At 29.9% G+C, this 11,714-nt stretch carries 12 protein-coding genes; 7 read left to right on the top strand and 5 right to left on the bottom strand.

Features of this window, described 5'->3' with window-relative positions; translation table 11 throughout:
* Window positions 1–101: 101 nt before the first annotated feature.
* The 4 genes from CLRAG_RS04155 (at window position 102) to CLRAG_RS04140 (ending at window position 3,307) form a co-directional block, all read left to right on the top strand.
* The gene (locus tag CLRAG_RS04155; protein ID WP_065077232.1) at window positions 102–692 is read left to right on the top strand and encodes a protein kinase; all 591 of its coding nucleotides are present in this window, start codon (window positions 102–104) and stop codon (window positions 690–692) included.
* A gap of 74 nt (window positions 693–766) precedes the next feature.
* Window positions 767–1,600, top strand: a complete 834-nt coding sequence (locus CLRAG_RS04150; RefSeq protein WP_065077231.1) for a 5'-methylthioadenosine/S-adenosylhomocysteine nucleosidase family protein — start codon at window positions 767–769, stop codon at window positions 1,598–1,600.
* The gene (locus tag CLRAG_RS04145) at window positions 1,566–2,579 is read left to right on the top strand and encodes an SPL family radical SAM protein (RefSeq protein ID WP_065077230.1); all 1,014 of its coding nucleotides are present in this window, start codon (window positions 1,566–1,568) and stop codon (window positions 2,577–2,579) included. Before CLRAG_RS04150 ends, CLRAG_RS04145 begins: the two co-directional genes overlap by 35 nt.
* A 32-nt stretch (window positions 2,580–2,611) precedes the next feature.
* Window positions 2,612–3,307, top strand: a complete 696-nt coding sequence (locus CLRAG_RS04140) for an SDR family oxidoreductase (RefSeq protein WP_065077229.1) — start codon at window positions 2,612–2,614, stop codon at window positions 3,305–3,307.
* A 47-nt stretch (window positions 3,308–3,354) separates the two neighbouring features.
* On the opposite strand, the gene CLRAG_RS04135 is transcribed toward CLRAG_RS04140, so the two are convergent.
* The 3 genes from CLRAG_RS04135 to CLRAG_RS04125 are packed head-to-tail and all read right to left on the bottom strand — an operon-like array spanning window position 3,355 to window position 6,656.
* Entirely contained in the window at window positions 3,355–4,410 is a 1,056-nt protein-coding gene (locus tag CLRAG_RS04135; protein WP_065077228.1) for a glycosyltransferase, read from the bottom strand.
* Between the two features lie 3 nt (window positions 4,411–4,413).
* Window positions 4,414–5,574: a glycosyltransferase family 4 protein gene (locus tag CLRAG_RS04130; RefSeq protein WP_065077227.1), complete on the bottom strand. Its 1,161-nt coding sequence runs from the start codon at window positions 5,572–5,574 to the stop codon at window positions 4,414–4,416.
* A 20-nt stretch (window positions 5,575–5,594) separates the two neighbouring features.
* Entirely contained in the window at window positions 5,595–6,656 is a 1,062-nt protein-coding gene (locus CLRAG_RS04125) for a nucleotidyltransferase family protein (protein ID WP_065077226.1), read from the bottom strand.
* A gap of 629 nt (window positions 6,657–7,285) precedes the next feature.
* On the opposite strand from CLRAG_RS04125, the gene CLRAG_RS04120 reads away from it, so the two are divergent.
* From CLRAG_RS04120 to CLRAG_RS04110, 3 genes are all read left to right on the top strand, one after another.
* On the top strand, window positions 7,286–8,284 hold the full coding sequence (locus CLRAG_RS04120) for an ABC transporter substrate-binding protein (RefSeq protein WP_065077225.1): 999 nt from the start codon (window positions 7,286–7,288) through the stop codon (window positions 8,282–8,284).
* Window positions 8,247–8,999, top strand: a complete 753-nt coding sequence (locus tag CLRAG_RS04115; RefSeq protein WP_065077224.1) for an ABC transporter permease — start codon at window positions 8,247–8,249, stop codon at window positions 8,997–8,999. Before CLRAG_RS04120 ends, CLRAG_RS04115 begins: the two co-directional genes overlap by 38 nt.
* 61 nt (window positions 9,000–9,060) lie before the next feature.
* A complete protein-coding gene (locus tag CLRAG_RS04110) occupies window positions 9,061–9,675 on the top strand; it encodes an ABC transporter ATP-binding protein (RefSeq protein WP_065077223.1) in 615 nt (204 codons plus the stop codon).
* Between the two features lie 65 nt (window positions 9,676–9,740).
* Here the strand turns inward: CLRAG_RS04110 and CLRAG_RS04105 are convergent, their stop codons facing one another.
* The gene (locus CLRAG_RS04105) at window positions 9,741–10,598 is read right to left on the bottom strand and encodes a hypothetical protein (protein WP_083985534.1); all 858 of its coding nucleotides are present in this window, start codon (window positions 10,596–10,598) and stop codon (window positions 9,741–9,743) included.
* Entirely contained in the window at window positions 10,585–11,172 is a 588-nt protein-coding gene (locus tag CLRAG_RS04100; protein ID WP_065077222.1) for an RNA polymerase sigma factor, read from the bottom strand. Before CLRAG_RS04100 ends, CLRAG_RS04105 begins: the two co-directional genes overlap by 14 nt.
* Between the last annotated feature and the right edge of the window lie 542 nt (window positions 11,173–11,714).

Genomic DNA, 11,714 nt, shown 5'->3' with positions numbered 1-11,714 from the left:
AAAAATTTTCTATATTACCGTAAGATACTTGATTTTAAATACTCATGTTACAAAATATAGTTTCATACAATATACTAAGAACAATATAGGAAGGTATATTTATGAAGAAAAGGGATGGATATTATATTCAATTAGATAATGCAGCTGAAAACATGCTTAGGAGGGCAAATTTTTTAGGATGTGGGCATAATGGAATTGTTTATTTATTAGAAGATAATAATAAAGTGATTAAAATATTTAAAAGCAAATATGTTTGCAGAAGTGAATATAACATATTACAAAAAACTAGTAAGAGCAAGTATTTTCCTAAAATATATTCTCATGGGCTTTATTATATTGTGAGAAGTTATGCAGAAGGGGAGAGACTTGATTACTACATTAAACAAAATGGGTTAGATGAAAAAGTTGCAAAGAACATTATTAATCTTATTAAAGAGTTTCAGAAACTCAAGTTTACTAAACTGGATATAAGGTGTAAGGACTTATATTTGTGTAAAGATTCTTCCATAAAAGTAATAGATCCTAAAAATAATTATTCCAAATGCTGCAATTATCCAAGACATTTAATGAAAGGATTAGATAAATTGGGAGTACTAGATGAGTTTTTAGAATTTGTAAAAGAAGACTATGGTGAAGTTTATGAAGATTGGAACTATAAAATAAAAAGGTACTTATGCAGGGGGATAAAATAATAGATATTTAATACACTTAAGTGTATATTTAAAGTATAATTATTTATAAATGCAGTGGCAACAGGGAGGCAAATATGGTTTTTATAGTAACAGCATTACATTGTGAGGCAAAGCCATTTATAGAAAGGTTTGATTTAAAAAGGGATAATTCCGTAAATAAATTTCAAGTTTTTAAAAATGAAGAAATTGTACTTATAGTAAGTAAAACCGGGGCAATAAATGTGGCTTCTGCTTGTGCATATATTATAGCTAAATTTGAAGCTGATCAATACGATACCTTTATAAATATAGGCGTTTGTGGAAGTAAAGATAGAACTTTTCAAATTGGCACATCAGTACTTTGTAATAAAATAATTGATTACATTACTGATAAGAATTTTTATCCTGACATGATATTTAAACATCCTTTTAAAGAGGCATGTTTGGAGAGTTTTGCAAAAATAGTGGATCAAAAAGACCTAGAAAAAATAAGAGGTGACATTGTAGACATGGAAGGAGCTGCTTTTTTTCAAGCGGTATCTATATTTATGCCGCCCCATAGAATTTATTCTTTGAAGATAGTATCTGACTATTTGGATGGAACAAATGTAACTGGGGAAAAAGTTACTGAATTAATTTGTGAAAAGTCAGATGAGATATGTAGTTGGATACAGGATATCGAACACGAATGTGTAAAACCTAAGGACATATTGGATGAAAAAGATATGAACTATATAAATGAAATAGTATGCAATTTTAATTTGTCTGTTTCTATGCAGCATCAGCTAAAGAAGTTAGCTAAAGGCTATAAGGTTAGAAATGATAATTTAATCCTAGCTCTTGAGCCATTTACTCAGATTTACTGTAAGACTAAATATGAGAGGAAGATGTATTTTGAAAAACTTATACAACAGCTTGAATTTATGTAGCTTTTCTCATATTTATGTGGAAAAAGGGATTATTGAAAATGAAAATACAAAGAAGGTACTGTCTAAGTTTAAAAAATCCAATGTTATAAAAATAAATCATTATAAAGATGTATTTTGCAGACACAATCAAGATTTTCTGGTGCAAAAAAAGTCTCCTAAACTAATTCTTGCACGCAATGACGGAAACTTAATTTATGAAGGTGCAAGGGTATGTGATGATTTTGGAAACGAACATTTTTATTATACTTCATCTATTATGAATTGCTTGTATAATTGCGAGTATTGTTATCTGCAGGGAGTTTATTCTTCTGCAAATATAGTTCTATTTGTGAATTTAGAGGATGTTTTCAAACAGGTGGAGTGTATTCTAAAGAAGCACTCCGTTTATTTATGTATATCTTATGATACGGATCTTATGGCTTTTGAAAATATAACAGGGTTTATTAGAAAATGGATACAATTTGTAGGGCGTCATAGTAATTTAAAGATAGAAATAAGAACTAAAAGTTCCAATTTTAAAAGTATAGAAAATATAGTACCGCAAGATAATGTAATACTTGCATGGACTCTTTCACCAGAAGAAATTTGCAGGAAATATGAAATGGGTGCTCCAAGTTTTAAGCTCAGGTTGGATAGTATTAAAAGTGCTATAGATAGGGGATGGAAGGTGAGAGTTTGCTTTGATCCACTGTTATATGTACATAATTGGGAGGAGTATTATAAGAATTGTGTAGAAGATACATTCAGGGTTATTCAAGAAGAAAACATACGGGATGTGAGTATTGGTGTATTTAGAATTGGGAAGGATTATTTAAAGAACATGGAGAAAATGAATCCACAATCTCTATTATTGGCGTATCCATTTAAAACTGCAGATGGAACTTGCAGTTATTCAGAACATCACCATAAGCTTTTGGTGAATTTTGTATATGATCTGGTTTGCAAATATGTAAAAAAATCTAAAGTGTTTGTACAATAAAAATAATACAAAATTATAGAGAAGGTGTAAGGATGAAAACTGCAATTGTAACGGGAGCTTCTTCAGGTATAGGATTTGAAATAGCTCAGAAACTACTGAATATGGGTTATAAGGTTTATGGATTTGGTAGAGACTTTTCCAGGGTAAAATTTGATAGTCCTAATTTTATAAGAGAAATTTGTGATATAACAAATACGAATAAATTCTTCCAGAGAATAGATGAAATAAAGGCCAAAGATGAAATATTTTTACTTGTGAATAATAGTGGAGTTGGATACTTTGGCCCCCATGAAGAATTAAATCCTAGAAAGATACACGAAATGATAACAGTGAATTTGGAAGTACCTATGGTACTTGGTAGTATACTGATGAGGCAACTTAAGAAAAATAAGGGAATTATAATAAATATATCATCAGTTACAGCAAAGGAAATAAGTACTTATGGCTGTGCTTATTCTGCTACAAAAGCAGGGTTAACTCATTTTTCTGAAAGTCTTTTTAGTGAAGTAAGAAAAACAGGTGTAAAAATAGTAACAATACATCCAGATATGACGAAATCAAATTTCTATAGAAATGCAAATTTCAGTGAAGATGATAGCAACGAAGACTTTTATATAAATTGTAAAGACATAGCAGATGTGGTGGAATGGGTACTTAGGGAATCTTCTAACTTGGTAGTAACAGAACTTACTTTAAAACCTCAAAAGCATAGAATAAAGAGAAAGTAATATAAATTTGAGTTAAGAACTATTAATTCTTAACTCTTAATTATTAATTATTTGGAGAGAAGGAGCTCTGTTAGTATTTTTGCTATGATACTTTCAGCTCCTTGATTTAAATTCATTTTATTTTCCATTATTCCATCCATGCCTCCCCTTGTAAAGTTATCTACAAGTGATTTTTTTGCGGAATTTTTACCTAAAAACCATTCATAACATAATTTTGCTTTATCTAAGTATTTTACGTCTTTAAGTAATTTGTAAGCTTCCATATACATAAGAGCTGTTCCGCAGGCCTCTAAAGGCTGTTCATCAAATTCGCATGGATGAGAATCATTTCTTTTAAACCAACCATTATTTCCTATAGGTTTAAAATAATCCTGTTTAAAACACTGCTGCTCCAAAAAGCTTAAAGCTTCTAGGGCAATATCTAGGTACTCTTTGTTATTTAATGTATTACTGCTTTTTAAAAGACACCAGGGAAATATGCCATTACCATAGGTGAGACTATTTTCAAACCATTTCCAGGAATCACTGCTGTAACACTTAAAATTTTCTACAAGAGAATCTGAAAGCATAGTTATATCTTCTTTTACAGTATGCTTTGAAATTTCAAATGTAGAACTGGCTTCTAAAAGTTCACTGTAAATCAAATTCAGCCCCAAAAGGCAGTAGGCTTTACTGTGAGTGTAAGACAGTGATTTTACATTGGGTAAAGCTTTTGACATCATCTTTTGAGCTGCATGTTTTATAGAGGGGGGAATAATTTTTGATTGAAGCATATACCCTAGTGACCATAGACATCTTCCAAAACAATCTTCAGAGCCCTCCTCTTCAATGAAATTTCTACTGTAATCCATAAAATTCTTAAAGGTTCCCCTTTTATTTTGGGCATAGAGCAAAAATGAAGTGTATGTAAAAATTAATTTTATATACTTTTCACTTTTGAATTTTTCATATAACATTATAGCTATAATCAAAGCTCTTGCATTGTCATCTGTAGTGTAACCTGAATTTGGATCTGGAACTGCAAATACACTGTGCTGTATAATTCCAGTATCGTCAGTCATGATAAAAAGGGGTACAGAATCTTTTTCTTCAAAGGTAAACATATATTACACCACCTGAGTTGCAATTTCGCTGTTTTTTATAACAGAAGCAAATAGATTTTCATATTGTGCTGCAACAGAAGGCCATCTCATTTTCATGCCTAATTTCATGGTGGATTGCTCCATATTACGCCTCTTAAGAGGGTTATCCAATAAGAAATTTACAGCTTTTGCAAGTGAATCTGCATCTTTAAACTTTGCAAGAAGGCCTCTATTTTTGCTTAGCATTTCTTGTGCATACCTATAAGGAGTGGAAACAATAACTCTACCATAGCCTGCTGCATAGGCTAAAGTACCACTTACAGCCTGTTCTTTACCTAAATAGGGAGTCATGTATATATCAGATAAAGTTAGGTATTGTACTATTTCTTTTTTTGTAAGATATTTGTTTACGAATTTTACATTGTTCTGAATATCAAATTGTGATACTAAGTTCTTAAGTTTATTTCTATAACTTTCACCTTGTTCCTTTTTTACACAAGGATGAGTTTGACCTAGCACCAGATAAAGAACTTCAGGATGTTTCTTTGCTACTTTTGAAATGGATTCTATAGCATATTCAATGCCCTTTCCAGGACTTAGAAGTCCAAAAGTACTTACTATGCTTCTATCTTTGTATCCTAGTTTTTCTTTTAAACAATTTCTATCTTCTACAACAATATCCGGAACTCCATGAGGAATAAGTATGATTTTGTTTTCAGGAATATTATATGTGTTCATCAAAATTTTTATAGAACTTTTCCCCATAGTAATGACTTTCTGGCTCTTATTACCTAGAGTTTTGAGTATAAATTTTTGTTTCTCAGAAGGCATTGAAAGTATGGTATGAAACGTAGTTATAAATGGAATATTTAAATTATTTACAAGATCTAATATATATTCTCCGCAGTCCCCACCATATATTCCATATTCATGTTCTAATACAACTAAGTTAGTATCGGAATTATTTAATATATTAGCAAGATGAATATAGGATTTTCTGTCAAATTGATTTAATGTGAAGGCTACTTCCTTTGCATATTTATAATTTTCATCATTGACAGCAGTTATTTTATAGGAATTAGAAGAAAATTTGTTTTCTAAATTTTTTACAAGATCAGCAGTAAAAGTAGCTATCCCACATGCACGTGGCGGATAGGTACTCAAAAATACTATATTTTTTTTCAATGATATCACCTCTTAAGTTTTTATATTGCAAGTAAATTATTATTATAATTGTTTGAGACATAGGCTGAATTAATTATATTGCAATATTTTTCTATAGTGCAATCTGAAGCTACTACAGAATTTGTCAGATTAACATTTTCATGTACATTTATTCTATCCCACAGTACACTCTTGCTTACATTGCAGGAAGTGCCAATATGACAATTGTTACCTAAAACCACATAAGGACCTATCTGAGAGTTTGCTTCAATGATACAGTCCTGACCTATAAATACAGGACCTATTATTTTAGCACTGGGATGAATTTTTACACTTTTATTTTTAAAAATTATATTACTCTTATTTGTAAGATTTTTTGTTTCCATAAGTTTATTACAGTTGCTGTACAATATATCTACGTGTGCTTTTATATATTTTTTTATTGTGCCTATATCTATCCAGTAGTCGGTGTATTTGTAGGCAGCCATTTTATAGCTTTTATTCAAAATCAGGGGATAAGTGTCTTTTTCTATAGATACAATTTCTTTTTCAGGTATTTCTTTTAGTACTTCTGGCTCAAATATATACACTCCTGCATTTATCCATTTTGAGTTGGTTTCTTCTTCTTTAGGTTTTTCTTTAAAAGCTTTTATATAGTTGTCTTCATCAAATTCTATAACTCCATACTGAGATGGATCTTTTACTTCAGTCATAGCTATGGAAACAGAAGCTTTCTTTTCTCTATGAAATTTTATGAAATCAGAGTAGCATAGATTATGTACTATATCTGAATTCATGATTATAAAAGTGTCATCAAAGAAACTTTCGGCATTTTTTATGGCGCCTCCTGTACCTAAAGGCAAGTCTTCGGAGATATAATGTATTTTTAATCCATATTTTTTACCATCCCCTAAATAATTTTCAATATAATCAGATTTATAACAGGTGCTTATGACAATTTCACTAACACCAGATTCTTTTAACTTTAGTATAGTTCTTTCTATAAGCGGTTTACCCATAATTGGAACCATGGGTTTTGGAAGTTTGTCTGTCAAAGGCCTTAGTCTAGTGCCTTTGCCTCCAGCTAAAAGTAATGCTTTCATATTGATTCCTCCTTATGCTGAATAAATTTTTGAAATTTAATAAACATCTTAATATATAATTACAAAGATGTTTATTAACTCAACTTTTGCACATATAAAATTTTGACTTAATATAAGAAAATTGCCAAGCAATTTTCTTAAAGAACAAAGTTCAAAGTTCAAATATCAAATAATGATAATTTTCTTCCTAACGTCAGAAAATATTAAAATTATAAATTTCCTGAGGTATGATGGAAATCATCTTTATCTGTTCTTTGTTATTTGAACTTTGTTATTTTCTTTCAAATGCCTTTATTAATAAATATTTTTCAGTTATTAACAATTATCTTTTTAAAGGTAATGCTTTTAGATAACTATTGCCGATCTTAAACTTAAAGTAAGAGATCAGGTTAAGATATGAATTGATAACTGTGAAATTTAAGATATTTTTAAAACACTAAATTGATAGCATTTTATGGTATATATTGTTAATACTTTTATTTTAATCCAAAATGTTTATTATGTCAACTTATATTTTTAAAAATTCTAAATATAAAATTAATTAAAGCCTGAAGATAATGTTATAATAAAATAGATAATAAATAGAATTGTGTCTATGTTTTAAGTTAATTAGCTATAGGAGGGTTTTTATGAAAAAAAAGATAAGTATATTTATAATGTCATTTATGATTATAATTTCAACCCTATTTGCAGCAGGTTGTTCTAATGATTCAACTGCAACTTCAGCTTCAGCTAAAAAGGATAAAATTAAGATAGCTGCTTTAAAAGGACCTACTGGAATGGGTATGGCAAAACTTATGCAAAATAAGGATGACTATGATATTACTGTATACAATTCTGCAGATCAAATAGTGTCTAAAATTGTAAACGGAGAATTGGATGGTGCAGCAGTTCCATCTAACCTTGCACCAATTCTATATAATAAAACCAAAGGTCAAGTTAAGTTAGTTGGAATAAATACATTAGGTGTTTTATACATTGTGGAAAATGGAAATACAGTAAACAGTATAGCTGACTTGAAGGGAAAGACCATTTACTCAAGTGGTAAGGGATCTACTCCTGAGTATGTGTTAAATTACATATTAAAGAAGAATGGATTGAAACCAGGAAAAGATGTAACTATTGATTATAAGATGGATCACAGCGATTTAGCTGCAGCAATAGCATCTAAAAAGGTGAATCTAGCTGTTTTACCAGAACCTTTTGTAACTACAACTAAAATGAAAGACAGTAATTTGAGAATACCTATAGATTTGACAAAAGAATGGGACAAGGCTTCCCAGGGACAGAGCAAGCTCGTAATGGGAACTTTGGTTTTTAGAAAATCATTTATAGACAAGAGAGGAAAAGATTTAGATAGCTTCTTGAGCAAATATAAAGAATCAGTAGACTTTGTAAATAAAAATAAACAAGAATCAGGAAAACTTATAGCAAAGGAAAGTATAATTCCAAAGGCTAAAGTAGCGGAAATGGCTATTCCAAAGAGTAACATAGTATTTATAAGTGCTAAAGATGGAAAGCAGGCCTTGGAGAAATTTTATGAAGTTTTAAATGAGAATAATCCAAAATCCATTGGAGGAAAAATGCCGGATGAAAATTTCTATTACAGTGGAAACAAAAATAATTAAAAAACTATCTATACTAGTATTTTGGATGCTGATTTGGGAGCTTTGCTCCCTTTTTATGAATAATCCTCTTCTTTTACCTTCGCCATTTGAAGTACTAAAAACCTTAATAATTTTAATGGGAAAAAATTATTTTTGGAAGAGCGTTTTTAATAGTATATTGAGAGTGATTATTGGAATTTTATTATCCATAGCTATTGGAATTATAACTGGTATAATTGCAGGACTAAATAAATTTATAGAAGAACTACTGGAACCTCTTGTAGTTACTGTAAAATCCACTCCAGTTATATCCATAATTATTATAGCTTTAGTATGGTTTAATTCATCTAATGTGGTGATTTTCACAGCTATACTTATATGCTTTCCAATAATATATACGAATGTAATTCAAGGTATAAAGTCTGTAGATAAATATTTGATACAGATGGCAAGTGTATATAATGTAAAGAGAAAGTATGTAATAAAAGATATATATCTACCAAGTATAAAAAATTATATTATATCAGGAATATTTATGTGTCTTGGAATCGGATGGAAAGTTTCAGTGGCATCTGAAGTATTAAGTACTCCTAATTATTCTATAGGGCTAAATCTTTTAAGTGCTAAAACAACTCTGGAAACATCAGAACTCTTCGCATGGACTATTGTAATTGTAATTTTAAGTTTTATTTTCGAAAAAATATTTAAGTATTACTTGAGTAGAGCAAAAAAGTAGTTGTTTACTATAATTGTGAATTGTGAGCTGTGAAATGTGCATTGATAAAGAGGGTGATTTTATGGAAGAGCAAAATGAAGACCAATATGAAGTTACGATAAGTAGATTGAGTAAATACTACGAGGGAGTACCTGTTTTTTATAATTTAAATATGAAATTCTTGAAAAATAGGATCACAGCTATTCTTGGACCTTCAGGATGCGGCAAGACCACATTGTTAAATATAATAAGTGGAATTGAAAAAGATTATAATGGAAAAGTTAATTTAAAAGGCAGTACCATATCTTATGTGTTTCAAGAGGATAGATTGATTCCATACCTTAGTGTATATGATAATGTGGCTTTTGTATTAAAGTCTACTATGGACAAAGGTAGGGTAGATTTAGCTGTAAGAAAATTTTTGAATATGGTAGAATTATGGGACTATAGAGACAAACTTCCTTATAAATTAAGTGGAGGAATGAAAAGAAGAGTTGCACTTGCCAGAGCATTTGCCTATAAAAGCGATCTACTTTTGATGGATGAGCCCTTTAAGGGACTGGATGATAGACTAAAAAGTGATATAATAGAGAAATTTTTAATGATTTATAGCGAAAATAGAAGAACCATTATACTGGTCACTCATGACAAAGCAGAAGCTGAACAATTAGGTGATGTGATCTATTCACTGGATTAAAAGTTAAGAATTTACTAATATATGGCTGGTATAAGTGAATTTTATACTTATACCAGCCATAACAACTATTTAGAGCTTATTACATATTGAGCCAATTCAGACATTTGACTTTCACTTAAATTGCCCATAGAAGTAAGTTCATAGTTTATACCATTATCTTTCCACTTTAATGCACATTCTTGGCTAAACTTTTCTTTGAGCTTAACATTTTTTTTCGGACTTCCAATACCAATTAGAACTTCCTTGCCATCTTTGATATCTTGCTTTTCTTTAGCTGAAAATTTAGTGCCTTCAGGTGCTTCATGTACTTTATATTGTGTAAAATATCCTGTAATGCTGCCCATTTTTACAGGTACGGCATTTTTAAATATTGGAGCATCTGCATCTACAGATCTTTTTGAAGCTCCAAGAGATAAGGTTGTTTTTCTATCATTATTTATTGAATAGATTGCATATGCTCCTCTATTACCATATTGTTTGTCCGGGGTTGCACCGTCTATATGTCCATCTACACCAGCGTCAACCAGTTTATATCCTCCGGAAAGAGAGTTAGGTATTTTTACATTGTAACCTAAATCCTTTTGTAAATCTGCTTTAGATGGAGCTTTATTGTAATGCTTCATATCTGTATAACCATCAACATATTTACCTATACTCTGAAGAGCTGAAGCCCTTAAATTTGGGGATGCAACAACTGAACCTGCTAGTATAAGAAATCCGCAGGAAGCAGCAATGACAGTTTTTTTAATATTTAAACTAAAAGGTAAGAATTTTTCTTTAGACATATATTTATCACTCCTATTTGATTTGATTTCAGATTTTATATTTTCAAACATGTTATCAGATGGTACTATATCCTGAGATTTGTTTAATAAAGCTTTTTTTATATTTTTATCAAATTGTTCTTGATTAAGCATTTTCATTACACCTCACATCCTTATTATCATTAAAATAGTAACCCTCAAAATTTTCAGTTAAAAATTCTTTCTTAAGTAATTTCCTAGCGTTATGCAGCCGAGATTTTACAGTACCTTCAAAACATCCTAATACATGTGATATTTCTTTTATGGACAACTCATTATAATAGTATAGGATAACGGTTGTTTTTAAAGGCATACTCAATTTATCAAGGGCCTTATCCACAAGATGTTTTATTTCATTTTTTTCTGTTATGTCAGATAGTGAGTTGCTTGAAATTGTATTTTTATCATTGATATCATCAATACACAGGTTGTTTTTTTGTTTTGAACAGTACCTCCAGCATATTCTTGTAAGAAGGCGATAGAACCATGATTCAAATGCCTCTGCTTTTTTTAATTTTTTTATTTGATTGAAACATTTTATAAATGCTTCTTGAGCTATATCTTCTGCAATATCTTTTTGACCGGTTATAAGATATACAGTACGTACAGCTTTTACACTGTATTCTTCAAATAATATATTAAAGGCATCTAGATCACCTTCTTTACAGCGCTGTATTATGTCGATGTTATTCACTTAATTACCTCCTCTTTTTGGTGCACCTATTATATAAGAGACACCTTAGCTCAAAAAGGTTCAAAAATTTATTATAATTTAATGATAATTCCCTATAGAGTTTCTAAACGAAAAATCAACTTATACTCCAGATATTTTTTAATAATTAAAAATTAAAAGTTAAGAATTAATAGTTATGGATGATTTTCTTCCGTTAGCACTATAGAAGATCTAAAACATTGTACTATTGAAGCAAAGCTTCAATAGGCTTTAAATTTGAGATTTTCCGCACCACAGTAGAGAAAAGTTTTCATTCACTATTCATTTTTAATTATTAATTATTAACTTAAAAATATGCCTGCGTATAAGTTGATTTTTAAGTTAGAATATCATGCAGGTTGTAAAGTTTAATTATAGAGTTAACCATTTATATTAATATAGGGTTTCTAAGTGATAATTTAACTTATACTAGGAAACTTCTAGCATAAGCTAATGAATGAATCTTAGCAAAATTAGAATTAAGTTCGTCAAAAAGAATTTTAATATCTGATACTAATTCCCAT

This window comes from Clostridium ragsdalei P11, from assembly GCF_001675165.1.
Lineage (GTDB): Bacteria > Bacillota > Clostridia > Clostridiales > Clostridiaceae > Clostridium_B > Clostridium_B ragsdalei.
Note: the sequence above shows the minus strand (reverse complement) of the source record. Positions and strands in the feature narration are given on the sequence as shown.

Excerpts from the sequence above, each read along its gene's own strand:
- CLRAG_RS04155 (WP_065077232.1), top strand. The coding sequence starts at position 102 with ATGAAGAAAAGGGATGGATATTATATTCAATTAGATAATGCAGCTGAA.
- CLRAG_RS04150 (WP_065077231.1), top strand. The coding sequence starts at position 767 with ATGGTTTTTATAGTAACAGCATTACATTGTGAGGCAAAGCCATTTATA.
- CLRAG_RS04140 (WP_065077229.1), top strand. The coding sequence starts at position 2,612 with ATGAAAACTGCAATTGTAACGGGAGCTTCTTCAGGTATAGGATTTGAA.
- CLRAG_RS04135 (WP_065077228.1), bottom strand. The coding sequence starts at position 4,410 with ATGTTTACCTTTGAAGAAAAAGATTCTGTACCCCTTTTTATCATGACT.
- CLRAG_RS04125 (WP_065077226.1), bottom strand. The coding sequence starts at position 6,656 with ATGAAAGCATTACTTTTAGCTGGAGGCAAAGGCACTAGACTAAGGCCT.
- CLRAG_RS04120 (WP_065077225.1), top strand. The coding sequence starts at position 7,286 with ATGAAAAAAAAGATAAGTATATTTATAATGTCATTTATGATTATAATT.
- CLRAG_RS04115 (WP_065077224.1), top strand. The coding sequence starts at position 8,247 with ATGAAAATTTCTATTACAGTGGAAACAAAAATAATTAAAAAACTATCT.
- CLRAG_RS04110 (WP_065077223.1), top strand. The coding sequence starts at position 9,061 with ATGGAAGAGCAAAATGAAGACCAATATGAAGTTACGATAAGTAGATTG.
- CLRAG_RS04105 (WP_083985534.1), bottom strand. The coding sequence starts at position 10,598 with ATGAAAATGCTTAATCAAGAACAATTTGATAAAAATATAAAAAAAGCT.